Origin of the sequence: Microcoleus sp. S13_C3, assembly GCF_036700905.1 — a bacterium.
Lineage (GTDB): Bacteria > Cyanobacteriota > Cyanobacteriia > Cyanobacteriales > Microcoleaceae > Microcoleus.
Window position 1 is genome coordinate 1 of sequence record NZ_JAUBPT010000019.1, and the last position, 18,955, is coordinate 18,955.

The following is an 18,955-nucleotide window of genomic DNA, read 5'->3' on the forward strand; positions in this document are numbered from 1 at the left end:
ATTGCAGACCAAGCTCTTTCGGCAGAAGCCTGACGCGCTTGAGAGTTGAGTTTAGCAGCCCAAGGAAATTCTTTGGCTAGGACAGCGCAGTAGGCGCTTAACTCGTACTTGCCGATTCCCAAGTTGTCGAGCCAGTATCTCAGACAGCTATTGCGAACGAAGCGAGCGGTGCGGATGGCTTCGTCTAGCCTCTCGTACTGTTGCTTCGTCCCCTCAAGTTTTGCCTCAAATACCAACATAGTTACGCTTGTCGTGTCAGCGTAAGTATAACACAGAAAGCCGTCCTACAAGGACGGGGCTTTAAACCCAATTATTTTAGTAACCGATGCGCCACAAGTATTAGAGCCAGAAGAGCGGGAGTTAATTATGGCCATTGCACCACTTTTTCAACAACAAATACAAGCAGCACAGCAACAAGCTAGAGAACAAGGACTAGAACAAGGACTAGAACAAGGACTAGAACAAGGCCGACAAGAACAACAGCGCTTAATATTAGGAATGAGAATTAAATAACTTGCATTTTTTGTAGGTTGGGTTGAGGAACGAAACCCAACCTACGAAGTTATTTAATCGACGATCCTTAGAAAACTTTCTGCGAGTTAGATTTGGAGAATTAAGTCCAAAAATGGCACTTTTTCTATCTCCAATATCCAAGTTGGCTGCGGCGGAATTTACAGTGCTATTGCTGGCAATCTCGATGCTGACCGTCGATGAATTGGGGCGGGAATCAGCGGTTAAATTGTTGGCTGAAAGTGCGTTGCAAATACGATCGCCTGAATTGGGCGCTATTATGCCTACAGTCGTTACTAATTTATTGGCATTGCCTGTGGCAGAATTGACATTGTTTGTAGAACAACTGCCACAGTTATCGGCTGAGGAATTGAGGGAGAGGTTAGGGAAAACACCTGACTAAAACCTGCGATCGCAGCCATAAAGGCATCTCGCTCTTTATGGCATTTAAAATATTCTCGAATAAAATTCCTACATTCTGTCGATCGCACTTAGGAATTGGACTGCGGGCCTAAAATCAAATGCAGCAGACCATCGATCAGTCGATCGCGATCCATTGGGATAATATCTTTGCCGTGCATCATATGCTGCGTTAACTGGAAATATACCAGCGATCCAATAAAAATCCGCGCCGTGGCCTCCGGATCGGGCAATTTTAACTCTGGATGCGATGCCAAATATTGAGTAAGCCGCTCGATACCCGGTTTAGCTAAGTTTCTCACAAATGTCTGCGCTAACTGGGGAAAACGCCCCGACTCCGCAATCACTAACCTCACAAAATTGAGAAATTCAGGTTCCTGCGTCACCTGCTCTAATAGAGTTGTGGCAATGAACCGCAGCGCCACGGCCGGTTCTTCATCCAGAATTATAAAATGGATTTTTTTTCTCGCCAGGTGCTCAACCAAAGCCACGAACAATCCCTCTTTATCTTCAAAACGGCTGTAAACCGTGGCTTTGGAAACTCCCGCCGTCTTCGCTACCTTGTCCATACTCGTCCCCGCGTAGCCGTGGGTTAAAAATTCTTGCATCGCACCTTGCAGGATTTGCTCGGTTTTGTCACTTGCTGCGGCGCTGTCTGGTTCGATCGGTTTTGTCCTTGCCATACCTTGCTTCTGTAATTTTTATTTGGGCTCTTGACATCATTATACTGAACGGTTTAGTATAGAGACACATCAGAACTAAACCGTTTAGTTTTATTTTCTCACAAAGAGTTATGTCATGGTACACCAACCAACAGCAGACGGCTTATCCTCAACTCCATCCCTAGTTAAACAACTCCTAGTTGTGGCAGCAGTAGCAACCCTGGCGGCAGGGGGAACCACAGGCTACACGATCTGGCGATCGCGCATACCCGATCCCAATGCAGTAGCCGCAGCAGCAGCCGTCGCAGCATCCCAATTAACAACAGTTACAGCCTTGGGACGACTCGAACCCAGAGGAGAAGTAATAAAAGTCTCCGCCTCCGGTGCAGCGGAAGGAAACCGGATCGATCGACTTTTGGTAAAAGAAGGAGACAGGGTGAAAACAGGTCAGGCGATCGCAATTTTGGATAGTCGCGATCGCCTCTCGGCCGCCCTCGACCAAGCTCAAGAACAAGTGCGCGTCGCCGAAGCAAACCTAGCAAAAGTCAAAGCTGGAGCCAAAAACGGCGAAATTCAAGCCCAGAAAGCCACCATTGCCCGCATCAGAGCCGATCGCAGCAACGAAATCACAGCGCAACAGGCGATCGTTGCCCGCCTAGAAATCGATCGCAGCACCGAAATGGCAGCGCAACAAGCCACAATTGCGCGCATCAGGGCCGAACAGCAAGGAGAAATTCAAACCCAACAAGCCACAATTGCCCGTCTACAAGCCGAACTCCGCAACGCCATAAGCGAGGATCAGCGCTACTCCCAACTGTATGAACAGGGAGCAATTTCCGCCTCAACTAGCGACAGCAAAAGCCTCGCCGCCGAAACCGCCCAACAGCAAATCAACGAAGCAAAGGCAAAACTGAATCAAATTCAGGAATCCCGCCAACAGCAGATTAACGAAGCCCAAGCCAAATTGAATCAAATTCAGCAATCCCGCCAACAACAAATTAACGAAGCCCAAGCCAAACTCAGCCAAGTTGAGCAATCTCGACAACAGCAAATCGACGAAGCCAAAGCAAATCTCGATCGCATCGCCGAAGTGCGTCCCGTTGACATAGCAGCAGCCGTCGCCGAAGTCAGTGCCGCCGCTTCAGCAGCCAAACAAGCCAAAGCCAATCTGGATCTAGCTTACATCCGTGCTCCCAGAGACGCGCAAGTCCTGAAAATTCACACGCATCCGGGGGAAAAAGTGGGAAACGACGGCATTGTCGAACTCGGACAAACTCGCGAGATGCTGGCTGTTGCGGAAATCTACGAAAGCGACGTGGACAAAGTACGCCTCGGACAAACCGCCAAAATTACTAGCGATGCTTTGACAGGCGAATTGCGGGGAACTGTCGAACATATTGGTTTGCAAGTGCAGCGGCAAAACATTGTTAACACCGATCCTTCTGCGAATATTGATGGTCGAATTGTCGAAGTAAAAGTGCGCTTAGATGAAGCTTCCAGCCAGAAAGTAGCGGGATTAACCAATTTGCAAGTCAAGGTGGCGATCGGGGAAATTAAGGATTAAGAATTTTTTAACCACAGAGAGCGCTGAGGACACAGAGGAAGAGAATAGAGAGATGAATCATTCTGACTTAATTATTAAAGATTAAGAATTGTTCCAACATCAGGTTGCTGTCTTCAATCCAAAATCCAAAATCCCAAATCTAAAATCCTATGATTGGACTAATAAAACCCTTACAACAGTTAAGACGCAGAACTTCCCTCGGATGGCTGCAACTGAGTCACGACAAAGGGCGAATGCTGGTTGCAGTAGCAGGAATTGCCTTTGCTGACGTTTTGATGTTCATGCAGCTAGGCTTTCAAAATGCGCTTTACACCAGCAATACGCGCCTGCACCAAAGCTTGCAAACAGACTTAGTTTTGATTCACCCCCAAGCGCGAAATTTGATTAATTTGTCTTCCTTCCCCAGACGTAGATTGTATCAAGCAATGAACGTACCGGGCGTGAAATCCGCCGAGCCGCTTTACGTGAAAATTGCTAACTGGAAAAATCCCGAAACTCGGCGCGAAACGTCGCTGATGGTGGTCGGTTTCAATCCGAATCACCCGGCGTTTGCGCTTCCAGAAGTTAACCAAAATTTGAGCGCGATTAAATTGCCGGATACTGTGTTGTTCGATCGAGCTTCTAGGGGAGATTACCAAAAAACGATCGCACAAATCGATCGAGGAAAAGCCGTTAAAGCTGAGGTCGAGCGACGCACGATTAACGTCAGCGGTTTATTCACAGTTGGAGCATCTTTTGCCGCCGACGGTATTTTGATGACTAGCGATCAAAATTACCTGCGCCTGTTTGCGAGACAAAACGCCGCGAGTGTTAATGCCGGATTAATTCAACTGCAACCGGGTGCTGACCCCGTGGAAGTTCAACAAGTTTTGAAAGCATATTTACCGCCGGATGTCAAGGTACTAACTAAACAAGAATTTATCGATTTTGAGAAAAACTATTGGGCTAAGAATACTGCGATCGGCTTTGTGTTTAATTTAGGCGTCGCGATGGGTTTTGTAGTTGGTGTCATTATTGTTTATCAAGTTCTCTCTACCGATGTCAGCGACCACATGGGAGAATACGCTACTTTCAAAGCGATGGGCTACCGCAATGTTTATTTACTCGGCATCGTTTTTGAACAAGCTCTAATTCTTTCCGTCCTCGGTTTTTTGCCGGGAGTGGGAGTCTCTTTCGGACTTTACTCTTTAACTCGCAAAGCTACAAATTTACCCCTTTATATGACGCTGCTTAGAGCAGTTATAGTATTACTTTTGAACGTGATTATGTGCAGTATTTCGGGAGCAATTGCCACTCGAAAACTGCAATCAGCCGATCCGGCAGATATGTTTTAAGGGAAAATGAAGAATAGAGGGCTAGAAACCTGTTTATAAGACTCGGCGGTTGAAACCGCTACTACACAAACGAAGTCCGCCTCCGCGGACTAAAGAATAAAGGGGGTATTAAAGCCAGATTTTGTATAAACTCCTGACTACACACATATTTTTTGTAATCATTCTCTTTTTTTTTCTCGGCATTTTCGGCGAATAAAGCTGTTTATTCTTAAATCTAAAACCTCACACCAATAACTTATGAATTCTACTACTCTCGACCCAACAACCAACGCCTTACAGATTCCTGCGCCTATAATTTCCGCGCACCAACTCGACCACTACTTCGGTCAAGGTCAACTGCGAAAACAGGTACTTTTTGACATTAATCTCGACATTAAAGCAGGTGAAATTGTGCTAATGACGGGGCCTTCGGGTTCGGGAAAAACTACGCTTTTAACTTTGATTGGCGGATTGAGATCCGGTCAATCGGGAAGTCTCAAAATTATCGGTCAAGAGATGTGCAAAGCGAGTGCAGACCAATTGGTAAGGGCGCGACGCAAAATTGGCTATATTTTTCAGGCGCACAACTTGCACCGGAGTTTGACGGCGCTGCAAAACGTGCAGATGGGTTTGGAAGTTCACGGGAATTTGTCGCGTTCTCAAATGCGCGATCGCTCTGCAAAAATGCTAGAGTTAGTAGGACTGGAACAGCGGATTAACTATTATCCAGATGATTTGTCGGGAGGACAGAAACAAAGAGTTGCGATCGCCCGCGCTTTGGTCAGTCAACCGCAAATTGTTTTAGCTGACGAACCGACAGCCGCGCTGGACAGCAAATCCGGTCGCGAAGTGGTGAATTTGATGCAGCAACTGGCTAAAGAGCAGGGTTGTACTATTTTGTTAGTAACCCACGATAACCGAATTTTGGATATTGCCGATCGCATCCTTCACCTGGAAGATGGAAAATTAGCATAAATAGTTATTAGTTAGTTGTTATTTGTTGGTTGTTATTTGTTGGTTCTAATAACAAATAACAAATAACCCATAACAATGAACTAATTGCTAACAACTAATCCTTGCCGGTAAATCCCCAAATTTTGCAGGTACATTGCTTCGAGTTTGGGCATCGACGATTCTACAGAACCGCCATAACGCCGAAAAGAAGGCCAGATGTAAGCGAGTTTTCTCACTGCTGACTCCAATCGACCCGCTTCTATATCTTCTAATGCACCTTTTTCTCGGATTAACTCTATAGCTACAAGGTCTTGATTTTGGGGGCTGAAATCTCTGAGGCTAAATTTTTTGGCGAATCTGTCCCAAGTTGTGCTGAGAAACTGATATCGCCCCGCTGCGTCGGAACAGAGTTTTTTGCCATAGCGGCGGCCGCACCTCATTTCTCTGGGATGATCTTGAAAGCTGACAAATTTTGTACCGGTGTACTGGGTGCGGTAGCCGTCTGGGCTAGCGGTTCCTTCGGCTGCTGCGATGGTGTCGAGAAAGGCTTTGACTCGACGTTCCGGCCCGATGCTATCGAGTCTGCTATCCTGTATGGGCTCTGGTGAATTCAGGGTTGCAGTTTCGGGCGATCGATCGCGATCGATGTTATCCTCTCCTTTGTCTGGTGAGTCGATCGCCGCAACTTCCGGCAGGCGTTTCGGGGCGGGCGAGCTTTCTGCCGAGACCGATTGCCCCCACAGTCTCGGCGTCATTCTACCTACTAAGAAAAAGCACAAACAGATTAAGAAACCCCAAGAGAGTTGAAAACGAAGGCGTTTGGAGCGATTCCCGCCCCGAACCGGCCACCGATGAAGGGGGAGTGTTGCGGGCAAAATTTTCGTTTGCTGGCCGAAGGCGAACAGCGATTTCAGCGCTACCAAGGTTTGCTGGTAGAAACGCGGTGGAAGTTTCCGAGCTCTCATCGCTGCGGCGAAAGTCTCCACATCTGTCAAAGTAACTTGTGCCAGTGGTTTTGCGACAAACACTCGAAAATGGTTGGCCGCCTGCCAGCTAAAGCGCCGGTTGCGGGGGGATTTACCGTTTACCCACAGGCGAATTAGCTCCATGTCTGACATAGGGAGCAGGTGGCTTCCCAGATGTTTTGATGCGTACAAAAGTACCTCCTGATATGAGTTCAGGTTGAAATATCCCAGTTTGTGGACTTGAGATTGGTTTCACCGTTGCAATTCGGGACTGGCAAGGAAACAAATCTTTTTCGGGGCGATCGCAAACTTCAAATTTTTCGGTCATCACCGAAGGGCAGCGACAGGGATCAAGATAAACTGGTTTCAACCATATCCAGTGATACTACTAAGTGTTCGCCCGGTCAAGTTCATGGGCAGATTTGGCGATGGGTTGAGTCTAAAATTTAGTGATTCCACAGGCCTCGCCGTCCCAACTGACATAGGTTTCAAGGTGCTGGCATCCGGCTGACTCAAAAGTGAGCGATCGCATTTTTTTGTATTGTAAAACTTCATTGAGTTTATAAGCAATTATAAACAATAATGGTATTATGTTGTAAGTGTTGAATAAGGAATACGCACAGCCTGAAGAACGCAAGTCTCAAATGCAACTAACACAGAGGCACATCATTAAATCGACGGAACACCGTTTCGCCCAAATAGACGAACTAGCTTTCAAGTCCAAAAACCTCTACAATGCCGCCAATTACGTCATTCGTCAGAGCTTTATTTATGGATGGGGTTATGTCAGTTATAACGAAATGAACCGATTGATGAAGTCTCACGAAGCATATAAGGCTTTGCCTGCTAAAGTAAGTCAGCAAATCTTGATGGTGCTAGACAAGAATTGGAAATCGTTTTTTGAATCCGTTAAAGCTTACAAAGTTGATTCTTCAAAATTCACGGGTAGCCCAAAATTGCCAAAGTACAAAGATAAGACTAAAGGGCGAAATCTTCTCGTCTACACGATTCAAGCAATTAGCAGCAAACAGTTGAAGAAAGGAATCATTAAACTTTCCGGCACTGAACTTTCAATTAAAACCCAACTCAATCCCAACCAGATTTGTCAAGTTAGGCTGGTTCCGAAATGTGATTCCTATGTAATTGAGGTGATTTATGATGAACCGGAGTCCACCCTTGGCAACGCTAATTCTGTAGCTAGTATTGATTTAGGACTGGATAACTTAGTGGCGTTAACTTCAAATCAACCGGGATTTATCCCTTTGTTGATTAACGGGCGACCATTGAAATCGATTAACCAGTTTTACAACAAACGCAAATCCCGATTACAATCCCAGTTAAAAGGGAATCGCAAAACGTCACCCCGGATTCAGCGCTTAACTCGTTGTCGCCATCAAAAAGTTGATAATTACTTGCATCATGCTAGTCGCGTGATTGTTGACCATTTGGTAGTGAACCAAATTGGAACGCTGGTCATCGGCAAAAATGCACAGTGGAAAACCGATATCAATCTAGGTAAACAAACCAACCAAAATTTTGTCAGTATTCCTCACTCTCGATTAATTGAGATGTTAGAATACAAAGCTCGCTTGGTGGGAATCACAGTAATTGTGCAGGAAGAATCCTACACGTCCAGAAGTAGCTTTCTGGGTCTAGACCCAATTCCTGTTTACGAAAAAACTGATAAAGAGCCTGTGTTTACTGGTAAGCGGATTAAGCGAGGTTTGTACAAAACATCGACGGGTCAGTTAATTAATTCTGATATCAACGCTTCGTACAACATCCTCAGAAAAGCAATCCCAAATGCGTTCAGCTTTCTTGATAGGGAGCTGCGTAGTTCAGCCGAGGCGGGTCAATCCGCTCAAAGTAAAAGTGAAGGGGGAGGGACTTGAAGCCTCCCATGCCTATAAATGACTATACTTTTACCAGCTATCTAATATTAAGAATTCTACCGGTGTTTGGGCCCGGAGGATTCCTCAGCTTGAATGCCGATCAAATTTTTGCGTTTTGCCAGCATCAGGGAACCGTAGCGGTTAGCCCAAACTTGAGTAAACTCAGCACCTAAGAAGAGAATCTGAGCTGAATAATTGATCCAAAGTAAGATAATCACGAACGATCCCGCAGCACCGTAGGTAGAGGCAATACCGCTACCTCCGAGGTAAACTCCAATTATGGATTTGCCGATCGTAAACAGCACTGAGGTGATGGCGGCGCCGATCCAAACATCATTCCAGGCAAGATGGACATCGGGCAAAAGTTTGTAAATTAAGGCAAAAAGCAGCGTAACTACGCCAAAGGAGAGAGCAAAGTCCACAATCTGCCAAATGCCGACTGGTAATTGCAGCAAGCCGTTCAACCAATAGCTGACGGCGGCTAAAATGGCGCTAATGACTAAAGATACTAGCAGTAGAAAGCCTATGCCTAAAATCATTGCAAAAGACAATACGCGGTCTTGCAGAAATCCCCAGATTCCTCGTCCGGGGGGCGGTGAAACATTCCAAATAGTATTGAGGGCTTCTTTGAGATTAGTAAATACGTTGGAAGCCCCCCACAAAAGTGTAGCGATACCTACTAAAGTAGCAATCATTCCCGACTTTGGTTCGGAGGCTTTGAGGATGAGTTCTTGGACGGTTTCGGCGCCTTCTTTGCCGATTAAACTTTGGAGTTGGGTGACGATTTGACCTTGGGCTGCGTCTGCACCAAAGACTAAACCGGCGATCGCAATTACGATAATTAGCAGCGGGGCGAGGGAGAAGACTGTGTAATAGGCTAGGGCGGCGGCTAAGGTTGGCGCTTTATCTTCTTGCCATTCAGTAAAAGTTTGTTTTAGGAGTGATATCACTGTTTTTAAGTTCACGGTTTTGGGTTTCCTTATACTTAGCGTTTACCAGGGATTTTAAGAGGTTAGGAGTTTTTTAGCGTCGGCCACAAGATAGATTTATCGATTACCCAATTCGGAAAATTACTTTTATGTCAGATTCCCACACAACTGTTAACAACACCGATGTAACATTGTCCAAAAAAGCAATTTCTTGGGCTAAATTGAGCGCCTTAGTAGCGCTGGTTAATTTTTTGCTGGTGCTTTTCCATTTCAGTTACCTTCAGTTGCGCCCTGTTTATCAGAGCTTTTTTCCGGGTTTAGTTAAAATTTATGACCCGATTAAAGGCATTGATTCGAGTTTGCCAAATCCCGAATATTTGAAAAGCGCTGACCAGTTTTGGCGAATTGATACGTTTTTTATCGGTTTTTTTGGGGCGGAGTTTTTGATTAAAAGTCTGTTCCACACCCGCCGTAAACCGGGGGTAACTTGGTTTGATTTTCTGCTAAGGCGCTGGTACGAGGTGTTTCTGGTGATGCCGATTTGGCAGGGGTGCCGCATTCTGCCGGTATTGGTGCGGCTGCACAAGTCGGGTTTGGTGAATCTCGATCGCGTAGTTGCTCAAGTTACCTATGAACCGGTGGCTTATTTAGCCAATACGATGTCGGAATACATGATGGTGCGGTTTATCAATCAAGCTAAAAGTTCGATAAAACAGGGCGACGCGGCGCAGATGTTGCTGGCGCAGCAGCCGTACCTTCACGTCAATCAGGAAAATACGATCGAACAAATTACCAAGCGGATTTTGGATCTGACAATTTACAAAGTTTTGCCGCAGGTACAACCGGATTTAGAAGAATTGCTGCACCACAATTTGGAAACAACAATCAAACAGTCGGATTTCTATCAAATCCTGCAAACTTTCTCTCCGATTAATATTTTGCCGACGGAGATGACGGAACAGCTAGCGAATTATTTGGCTCAAACTGCTGTTGATGTGGTATCTACTACTTATGAAGACGATAAAGGTAGAAAAATTCTCGATAATTTCAGCCAAGAATTTAATCAAAGTTTGCGGCGGGAATTGCAAGATGAGAAAACTCTCGGAGAATTGCAGTCGCTGCTGTCGGATTTGTTAGAAGAAGTGAAGTTGAATTACATTCAAGGCGGGTTGAAGTCCGATCCGGTGCAGACTTTTACGGAAATTAACTCGCTCCGGGGAGTAAGGGAGAGTTGATACACCAATGAGTTCGGGTTTGGTGAATTAGATTTTTTTTTACTCACATTTTGCACCATTTTCAAGAACAGGCTTTTCGGCCTGTTCCACAAGAGATGAATTTTCTTGTGGAACAGGCAAGATGCCTGTTCCTAAACAAATAATTGAGAAGGGTGCAATATCTCAGTTAAAACGAACCGCGAAGACGCGTTAGCGAAGCGGCGCGTAAGCGCTAGGGCGCGAAGGAAGAGAAGAGAAAGAGTTTACAAGTTCTACGGGTAAGGTGCGCTGGGCGCACCTACGAATACGGGTAGTGCGGATATCCACAATGTCTGGCGATCGATCTATCTCAATCCCCAGCTAAAATAAAATAATTAACTTAAAACATCTATCATATTAGATATCTATCTTGAACAACCTTACTTGCCTGGAAATAGAAGTCGCTCAAACAACGCTGAGATTAGCAATGTTGGCGGGCTTAACACTTTTAATCGCCTTTTTTGTGGCGTCAGAACTAGCATTAGTATCAGCAGATCGCCATCAAATCCGCCAACTTGCCCAGTTGGACGATCGCCCAACCGCTAAAACTGCCGAACTCGTCCACCAAGCTCAAAACAACATACCGCATTACCTGTCTGTGACTCAAACTGGCACAACAGCAGGGAGTTTGCTGTTGGGTTGGTTGGGTGAGGGCGCGACTGTACACTGGATCGAACCGTGGATCGACAAATTGCCGATCGGTCATTTTTCGGCCGTGCTGACTGCTCATTCGATCGCAGTTCCCACAGCTTTTATCCTAGTAACTTACGTAGAAATAGTCTTAGGAGAACTCATCCCCAAAGTATTAGCAACCCACGCCCCAGAACGCACCGCTTTGCTGTTGATGCCGGCCCTCGAACTCTGCTCAAAATTACTGTGGCCGCTGCTAGCAATTCTCAACGGTACCGTCCGGCTGCTGACCGGTTGGATTACCAGTAAAGAGTCTCAACCGCTGCTGTTACCTTCCGAAGCAACTCTCGTTCAAAAAGATGCTCATTCGGCACTAATTTCTGGCCTATGGGAAGTGACAGCAGTTAACGAAAAACTCGGGTTAAACCTGCCGACTAACCAAGCTTACCAAACAATCGCCGGATTTGTGATCCACAATTTAGGTAAAATGCCCAATCAAGGCGATCGGCTATTGTGGGACGAGTTGGAAATAGAAGCAGAAAATGTAGTAGAAGGCTGTTTAGAAACCGTGCTACTGCGTCAGGTAACTCGCCCCTTATTTGAGACTCAGCAGCCAGAACTTGTGTTAAATTGATACTAAATCAGGCTTAAATACTTCCTCGATCTATGTGTGTGAGGTTGTAATTAGTCGCTCAGTACGACACTGTACCAGAAATCTGCAAATTGCATCAAGCACAGTTTATGAGGTGGATATGCTAAAAACACTTTGGACTACAGTTCGACAAGGGAAAATTGAACTGCTGGAGTTATCAGAAGGGAGCATCTCATATTTGTAAAAATACTTCTTCTGGCTCCTTCCTTCTTCTGGCTCCTTCCTTCTTCTGGCTCCTTCCTTCTTCCTCTTTCCTTCTGCCCCTTTCCTTCTTCCTCTTTCCTTCTGCCTCCTGCCTCCTGCCTCCTGCCTCAAAACTCCAATTTCTAGCGGAGGGCTGCAAAGGTGAGATGCTCCCTATCAGAATTACCCGAAGGGGCAAAAGTATTAGTAACACTCTTACCTGATGAAGAAGCTGAGTTTTGGCTTCAAGCGAGTCAAACATCACTAGATAGAGTTTGGGACAATACTGAGGATTCAGATAGTAGTAAATGAGCTGTCAAATACATGAGTATGTCATTGCGAGTGAAACGAAGCAATCGCAAGGTTTATTATAGCTTTACTTCTTGTGATATACCAAAGTTTATTTACACATACCTACCTTCGCTTAATTTAACCGTTCCAAGATCCATTCATAGTGCCTCTTAAAGCTTTCTAGAACTTTCTGGGAAACTTCTGTATCTTCGATACACATTCTGATAGCAGAATCTTTACAATCCATATCACCAAGCACATAAATTCTCAGATGTTTGGGAATAGCATTGTAAGCTTCTTGCAAGCTACTTTTATTTTCTTTTGTTGGCAAGGTTAGGAATCTACCAAAGGCTTGAATACAAGTCTCTGCAACTGTTTGCTTGCCCTGAAGCCGGTTTATCGTATCTTCCACTTCTTTTACAAAATCATCAATCTCTACATAGAACTCTAAAGTCGAGTTTCCGTAGTAGAGGTGGTGACAGCTTATCCTCGCACCCTGGGGAACTTCGGTAACAACCCATCCCTTAGCAACTTTGGTTTTGAATTCCTCAAAGTTAACCAATTCCCAACAATCGATCATACCGTCCTCAAAAACTCGGATGATGGTTTGGTAGTAGTCGCCGTTGTGTATAAAGGCCGACAACCCTTTACCCCGAATTATTTCTCCATTTTCACCGTTTCTATATAATTGAAGCATTTCTTTTGCCCTTAACAATCAAGCGTATTCCAGTAGGGAAACGGCACTGCCGTCTCCTCTTACGGACACGGCGCCGTGCCCAAGGGGTGTCAACTTAAGGTAAAACCCATAGTCCGGCAAGGGTTGAAACCCCTGCCTCAAAGCGAAAGTCCTCTCAAAGAGGACTAATGAGTTAAGAATTCTTCTTCTCAGTCCTCTTTCAGAGGACTTTCGCTATTAGACAGGGAATTCATTCCCTGGCGGACTGCCGGGTGAGCGGGAGAACTGGCGGACTAAAAGCTTAAGTTGACATTAATGGGCAGTGCCGTTTCCCTACAGATATCGCCTACTCCGCCTTCGTTTACCCCACAGCCACCTTAACGGCACCCCCAACAAACTGCTCGTAATCCGCCAACAACCACTCCGGCAAACAAGTATTTGCATCCTGAACCCGTAACAGTCCAGGGCGACAATACAGCATCGCCGCCAACAAATTATTTACAGCTTTAGGCGCTCCAAACCCCTTACTCAACTCAACAACCAACGAGTTAAAAAACTCGCGATCGCTCTCATTCAATGGCTCCTTAATAAACCCGCTGCCCAGCATTGCTTTGTAACCCTTACCAAAATCGCTCCGGTACAAAACTTCTACTTGTTCGCCGGAAACGCTCAGCCACAAATCGGCAATTTGCTTGCGAATATGCCGCAAATCTGCTATTACCAATTCAGCCGTCGGGTCGATTTCATAGAGATTGACCCCAGCAGTTAATTGATTGAGAAACTGCGGCAGATAATCTTGTTTGACAAGTGGTTGTTCTGTTGTCGTAAATGCGCTTTCAAACACCTTTTCGTAATCTTCAAGCAACCACTGCGGCAAGCGGGTGCGAGCATCGGGAACCCGCATTTTACCGGGTACAAAATACAGCATTGCCCCCAGCAGAGCATTGATAGCTTGAGGCTGCACCAACCCTTTGCTAATTTCAGTCAATCTCTGCAAAAACTGCTGTTCGGCTTCAGTCATTGATTCTGCTTGCAAGCCGCAGCTAAGTATTGCTTGATATCCCTTGCGAACCTCTCCTCGGTAAAAACTTTCGAGTTTTTCTGAAGGAACAGTCAGCCAAAAATCAGCCATTTGTTTTCTGATTTGGCGGAGTTCCAAAACAACCGATTCGTCTGACGGATCGATGCGGTAAAGATTGACGCATCCTAACAGTTGATTCCCAAATTGTGGTGATTGAATGTATTGAGCTAGCAAGTCAGAAGTAGAATCAGACTTGGCGGCGGCTTCCGTCTCAAAAACTTGTTCGTAATCCCCAATTAACCAGTGCGGCAAGCGGTTGCGAGCGTCGGGAATTCGCATGGTTCCCGGCGGGAAATACAGCATCGCGGCAAGCAAGGCGTTGACAGCTTTGGGATGCACTAATCCTTTGCTAATCTGGGTTAATTGCTGCAAAAACATTTGTTCGCTTTCGATCATCGCTTGACGTTGAAAGCCGCTCTTGAGCAGGATTTTATAGCTGTTACCTGAAGCGCTTTTGTAGGCGGTTTCGAGGTTTTTGGTGGGAATGTTCACCCAAAAATCAGCGATTTGTTTGCGGATTTGACGCAGTTCGGATATTGCTGAGATGTTTGAGGAGTTTCGTTGGTAAAGGTTGACGGTGTTCGAGAGAATCTCGTCGAAATCTGGCTGCTTGGGAATGCTATCCTGTAAGTTGTGCGATGCTTCCAGGTGGCTGCTTTGCCAGTTGCCAAAGAGTTCTTGGAATAATTTGCCGATCGCCCCAGAGTATGCCACACTGTCAAAACAAGCCGGATTAGCTTGCATTTTCTGCTGAATTTCCTGGCGATAGCGCTGCCGAAGTTCAGGATTAGTGCCGAGGGTAACTGCTAGTTGAATGTAAGATGCTTCGCTATTGGCAATTAAATCAGGCATAGAGAGCGATCGTACCACCGCAGCCCCCATTCTCGATCGCAAAGTATCACCATCCCTAACCACAGTTGGAAGTCCCACCTCTAACGGATCTACAAGGGAAGTAGTCCCTGCATAGGGATAGGAATCTAAATAAACATCTCCCAACTTCAAAACTTCTTTAACATCCGCACGGTTAGGAAAACTCTTCAACACGCGCAAACGATTACTCTCAATGCCATACTTAGCAAATACGGCTTTCATATTATTCACAAAAGCCCCTCCAGGATAATGATTAGTCCAGCTAGGGCCGAAGGGCATTAAAAACAGCACAGAATTAGGAACAGCCGCCATAATTTTTGCCCATGTTTCCCTTAACTCCGGCACTAGCTTATACAAGTTCGCACTCGAAATAAAGACCACCGATTCCTCGGAAATGCCGATACTATTTCGGGTGAAATTAACGTTAGGAGTGTAAGGTTCGAGGGTATAGCTAAAACAGCAGCCAGGCCCGTCAATAGTTGCTAATTGCTCGCGATAATGCTCCTGTCCTTCAGGCGCAGGCTCCATCAACTTACCAGCAATGTAATAGTCAATGTGTCGCATTCCTGTAGTAATGGGAGAATTAAAACAGGTAGTTTGTACCCGCGCCAATCGATGCAGTGCTAGTAAACTAATCGGATGAGTAACCGCAGTAATATTGGTAGCAATCAGCAGAATATCTAAATCATCAGCGCGGATTGTCTGAACTTGAGTTGGCAAGTCATTAGACAGTTTAACCAGTCTGTCAGCGCGACTCTGACAATACTTTTCTAGTTTATTCCCGTCGAGATTGAGAGCATATAAAATAATTTCAAATTGCTCTCGATTCAGATATTCAAAAGCTGGCAAAGTAGCGAAAGTTTCCGTCATCGCCCCGAAATGTTTAGTCAGGACACCAAGGCGAATTTTCGGCCTATTCGCAGGTCTAGCCGGAAAAATGCAATCAATCGCAGCGCCACGATTTTTCATGGCATATTCAATAATATCTGCCCGCTTTGTGTATATATCCTTGAGATTTTCACTATTGAAGTACAGAGGAATAAAGTTAGCGCTTTGAGTGAAAAACCAGGCGATGTCCTGCCAGACTTGTGAGTTTTGGTTCTTGAAGATATTGCTATGCAAATAACTGACCCATCCCTGCACATACCGACAATAATTGTCAGCCTCTCCTATTTCTTGAAAGAGAGTAGGCGCAGCAAACATAAATTTGAGATAGTCGTTGACAAACCAATTAGGTATAACTGCATTTTCATAGTTCAGCAGTAACTGATCTGCACGACGATAGAGGGCAGCTGCTAGTAGGTAGTTAATATCTTTGGGATTTTTAACTCCCTGGGAGAGATGTGCTGCTAGTCGATCGATAACAGTCTTTTCGGCATCTGTCAGCGCTTCATCTTTGATATTGCTGTTTAGCAGTAGCTGATGGGCCTTACCTGCATCACCGCCATAGGCATTTGCCAGTTGTTCGGCGGGCAGATTCAGCCAATAATTGGCAAGTTGCTGCCGGGATTGGCGGAGGTTAGCGAGGTTTACTTCATTAGCTTGGTCTTTTTGATACTCTCCCACATATTGGGAGAGCAAAGTTAAAAATTGTTCGGGTTTGTTAAATTCAACTAATTCATTAGCAATTAAATTGCCGTTTTGCTGCAAAATTTGATGTGACCAACGCACTTCTTCTGGTTTGTAAAGTTGAGAGTGGAGGTGAATAATTGTGGCTCTCATTAAGTCTAGTTTTGGGCGCTCGCCAGCCATTTTTTGGGTTCTGCTAGATCCGTCGCCGTGCTGCCTGTAATAGAGGTAAGGCTTAGGTAATCGATCGCCTAACCAACCTTTTTCATAGGCAGAAACCCAAAATTCCCAATCTTCGCATCCCAGCTTCATCACTTTTTTCAAGCCACCTACTTGCTCGTAAATCTCCCTTCTAAAGAGCGAAGTAGCAGGGGCTTGATTTTCTCTCAAAAACCGATTGGCATCAAAGTCACCGTGAACAACTAAATCGCAGTTTGCTCCGAAGTGCTGCACATCTGTATAGACAAAACCAACCTTGGGTTTTGCTAATAAAATTTCCAGGCACTCCTCTAGAAATTTGGGATGAAGTTTATCATCAGCATCTAGGAATAAAATAAACTTTCCTGACGACTGCTGAACGCCAACATTTCTCGAATCCGCCGGCCCCGTGTTGGGTTTATCTATGAGGCGAAGCGATTTTTGAGGATACAGTTTAATTAAATATTTTCCCAAGTTGCTGGTATCATCAGTGCTGCCATCATTGACAATTATGCACTCCCAGTTTGGATAGGTTTGACGGACAACACTTTCAACAGCTTCTCTGAGTAAAGTTGCGTGATTGTAGCAGGGGATAATTACAGATATTAGAGGAGATTTTACTCCATTTAAATCGCTATTTACCGCAGTATCTGCCAAACTTACTGTACTTGTTATCGCTAAATTTGCCTCTAATCCTTGAGTGGAAATTTCATCCCCTAAAAGCTCAGCAGCAGAAATTTCTTCCTGCTTGTAAGCCTCTCGATTATTGATAATAATTTTGGCAAATATCTTCTTGTAGTTTCTCAAAACCTCTTGATAGAGGCCTGTGTGGTTGTTTCTATATTTAAATAAAGGTTTAGGAATTCGATATCCAAAGTAACCTCTGACACCCGCAGCAATCCAAAAATCCCAGTCTTCACAACCCTTAACATTAGTGCGATAGCCGCCAATGTTTTCCCATACTGTCTTTCTGTACAGCGTACAGTAAGAAATATGATTAGCGTAGATTAGTTTAGAAAAATCATAATTTCCAGCATAAATGAGTTGAGTGGATTCACCAAAGTCTTGTCTATCGCTGTAAGCAATAGCCACTGAAGTATTAGTTTCTAATAAATTCAGGCATTCTTCTAGCATGGTTGGATCAATCAGGTCATCAGCATCGAGAGGTAGTATGTATTCCCCCTTCGCTTCTGAAATTCCTCGATTTCGAGGAATAGCAGGTTGTCCAGAATTAGCTTGAGCGATCAGTTTTATTTGATATTGAGGATGAATCCGAATAAATTCTTCAGCTACTTCTTGAGTGTTATCGGTACTACCATCATTGACGATAATTACTTCAAAATTTTGGTAAGTTTGTTTGACAACACTTTCAAGCGCTTCATACAAATATCTCCCTTGGTTGTAGCAAGGGATAATTACAGAAATTTTCGGCACTGACTTTCCCTCTAACTTTTCGCTCTCTAATTCAAAGTAGTCAGAACCCACATGAACTGAAGGGTTTTGACAGTTATGATATTTTTTCCAATTCAGCCTATACCCACTCTGGAAAAATCTAAAAAGGCTATCTACATCTGTTTTTTTTGTAGTCCAAAACGCATTTTTATGAGTTTCTTGGACTCTATTAATAGTCAGAGTTAGACACTTACTCTGTTCAAAGCAAGCAAGATATTTGCGCTTTTGAGATGATTTTGTTCGAGTGCAGTAGTCTGCTACATTGCTTTCTAGGTAGTTCGGATTAACTGGTTGATTAGATAACTTCAAAAACTCTGAAATATCGCTTTTGCGGTAAATAGAACCGCTGACTTCCCAGGGATAAGCCCAATCACTGATACCAGCTTCGTAAGACTGATGAGGCAATTCTACCTGCGTCCAATCCCACATTAAAAAATCTTTTTGGTTAATCAGTTCAGGGTAGGGCTGAATATTCCTGCCAAGTCTGAGGCTAAAGCCAAAAATTTCTGGCTTTTCGCTAAGAGCTTTAATACAAATTTTAAAATCACAAATTGATTTATAGAAAACATCATCACAGCCCCACAAAACGTATGGCTTTACATACTTAAAAATGTTTTTTAAGTCACTCAAAAAGTTTGTCTCTTCTATCCAGTTGACTTTTGGGTATTTTTTGATTAACTCCCAATAGGATATTCCTCCTGTCTCTTTGTACAAAACATAGATGCTACGTTCTTCTAAATCTGAGTAATAAAGCAGGCTTTCTAGGTAAGCTTGCAGTTGGAGGGGCCGATGTTTGGAAAAAACTATAACTGACAGCATTCTCGGGTATCCTTTGTTAATTTGTTTATGGCTCTGCCATTTGATCTAAGCATCAATTGAATGAAATTATTC

15 protein-coding genes and 2 pseudogenes are annotated in these 18,955 nt (G+C 44.6%); 9 read left to right on the forward strand and 8 right to left on the reverse strand.

Translation table 11 applies throughout. The features are described 5' to 3' along the window. Positions 1–239 (reverse strand): annotated as a pseudogene (locus QUA16_RS07810) (RNA-guided endonuclease TnpB family protein); the annotation flags it as partial. Positions 240–366: 127 nt separating this feature from the next. On the opposite strand from QUA16_RS07810, the gene QUA16_RS07815 reads away from it, so the two are divergent. Both QUA16_RS07815 and QUA16_RS07820 read left to right on the forward strand, forming a co-directional pair. Then, complete coding sequence (locus tag QUA16_RS07815) at positions 367–513, forward strand: hypothetical protein (protein ID WP_333055399.1); 147 nt, start codon at positions 367–369, stop codon at positions 511–513. 112 nt (positions 514–625) lie between these two features. Continuing rightward, complete coding sequence (locus QUA16_RS07820; protein WP_333102628.1) at positions 626–913, forward strand: hypothetical protein; 288 nt, start codon at positions 626–628, stop codon at positions 911–913. Between the two features lie 88 nt (positions 914–1,001). Here QUA16_RS07820 and QUA16_RS07825 read toward each other — a convergent pair whose 3' ends face one another. Further along, entirely contained in the window at positions 1,002–1,613 is a 612-nt protein-coding gene (locus QUA16_RS07825; protein ID WP_333102627.1) for a TetR/AcrR family transcriptional regulator, read from the reverse strand. A gap of 115 nt (positions 1,614–1,728) precedes the next feature. On the opposite strand from QUA16_RS07825, the gene QUA16_RS07830 reads away from it, so the two are divergent. From QUA16_RS07830 to QUA16_RS07840, 3 genes are all read left to right on the forward strand, one after another. Further along, on the forward strand, positions 1,729–3,156 hold the full coding sequence (locus QUA16_RS07830) for an HlyD family efflux transporter periplasmic adaptor subunit (RefSeq protein WP_333102626.1): 1,428 nt from the start codon (positions 1,729–1,731) through the stop codon (positions 3,154–3,156). Positions 3,157–3,305: 149 nt separating this feature from the next. After that, positions 3,306–4,490: an ABC transporter permease DevC gene (gene devC, locus QUA16_RS07835; RefSeq protein ID WP_333102625.1), complete on the forward strand. Its 1,185-nt coding sequence runs from the start codon at positions 3,306–3,308 to the stop codon at positions 4,488–4,490. A 237-nt stretch (positions 4,491–4,727) separates the two neighbouring features. Further along, positions 4,728–5,444: a DevA family ABC transporter ATP-binding protein gene (locus tag QUA16_RS07840; protein ID WP_333102624.1), complete on the forward strand. Its 717-nt coding sequence runs from the start codon at positions 4,728–4,730 to the stop codon at positions 5,442–5,444. Positions 5,445–5,524: 80 nt separating this feature from the next. On the opposite strand, the gene QUA16_RS07845 is transcribed toward QUA16_RS07840, so the two are convergent. Together QUA16_RS07845 and QUA16_RS07850 are read right to left on the reverse strand one after the other, a co-directional pair. Next, complete coding sequence (locus tag QUA16_RS07845; RefSeq protein ID WP_333102623.1) at positions 5,525–6,541, reverse strand: glycoside hydrolase family 104 protein; 1,017 nt, start codon at positions 6,539–6,541, stop codon at positions 5,525–5,527. Continuing rightward, complete coding sequence (locus QUA16_RS07850) at positions 6,501–6,716, reverse strand: hypothetical protein (RefSeq protein ID WP_333102622.1); 216 nt, start codon at positions 6,714–6,716, stop codon at positions 6,501–6,503. Before QUA16_RS07850 ends, QUA16_RS07845 begins: the two co-directional genes overlap by 41 nt. Positions 6,717–7,032: 316 nt before the next feature. On the opposite strand from QUA16_RS07850, the pseudogene QUA16_RS07855 reads away from it, so the two are divergent. Next, positions 7,033–8,302, forward strand: a pseudogene (locus tag QUA16_RS07855) (RNA-guided endonuclease InsQ/TnpB family protein). A gap of 34 nt (positions 8,303–8,336) precedes the next feature. On the opposite strand, the gene QUA16_RS07860 reads toward QUA16_RS07855, so the two are convergent. Next, positions 8,337–9,245, reverse strand: coding sequence for a YihY/virulence factor BrkB family protein (locus QUA16_RS07860; RefSeq protein WP_333102621.1), 909 nt, complete (start codon positions 9,243–9,245; stop codon positions 8,337–8,339). Between the two features lie 113 nt (positions 9,246–9,358). Between QUA16_RS07860 and QUA16_RS07865 the strand changes: the two genes are divergently transcribed. Both QUA16_RS07865 and QUA16_RS07870 read left to right on the forward strand, forming a co-directional pair. Beyond that, positions 9,359–10,444: a hypothetical protein gene (locus QUA16_RS07865; RefSeq protein ID WP_333102620.1), complete on the forward strand. Its 1,086-nt coding sequence runs from the start codon at positions 9,359–9,361 to the stop codon at positions 10,442–10,444. Between the two features lie 388 nt (positions 10,445–10,832). Beyond that, entirely contained in the window at positions 10,833–11,726 is an 894-nt protein-coding gene (locus tag QUA16_RS07870) for a CNNM domain-containing protein (protein ID WP_333102619.1), read from the forward strand. 190 nt (positions 11,727–11,916) lie between these two features. On the opposite strand, the gene QUA16_RS07875 is transcribed toward QUA16_RS07870, so the two are convergent. Beyond that, positions 11,917–12,087, reverse strand: a complete 171-nt coding sequence (locus QUA16_RS07875) for a hypothetical protein (RefSeq protein ID WP_333102618.1) — start codon at positions 12,085–12,087, stop codon at positions 11,917–11,919. 2 nt (positions 12,088–12,089) lie between these two features. Between QUA16_RS07875 and QUA16_RS07880 the strand changes: the two genes are divergently transcribed. Then, complete coding sequence (locus QUA16_RS07880) at positions 12,090–12,239, forward strand: hypothetical protein (protein WP_333181086.1); 150 nt, start codon at positions 12,090–12,092, stop codon at positions 12,237–12,239. Positions 12,240–12,351: 112 nt separating this feature from the next. On the opposite strand, the gene QUA16_RS07885 is transcribed toward QUA16_RS07880, so the two are convergent. Beyond that, complete coding sequence (locus QUA16_RS07885) at positions 12,352–12,915, reverse strand: DUF7638 domain-containing protein (protein WP_333102617.1); 564 nt, start codon at positions 12,913–12,915, stop codon at positions 12,352–12,354. Between the two features lie 340 nt (positions 12,916–13,255). Beyond that, the gene (locus QUA16_RS07890) at positions 13,256–18,883 is read right to left on the reverse strand and encodes a glycosyltransferase (protein ID WP_333102616.1); all 5,628 of its coding nucleotides are present in this window, start codon (positions 18,881–18,883) and stop codon (positions 13,256–13,258) included. Positions 18,884–18,955 lie beyond the last annotated feature (72 nt).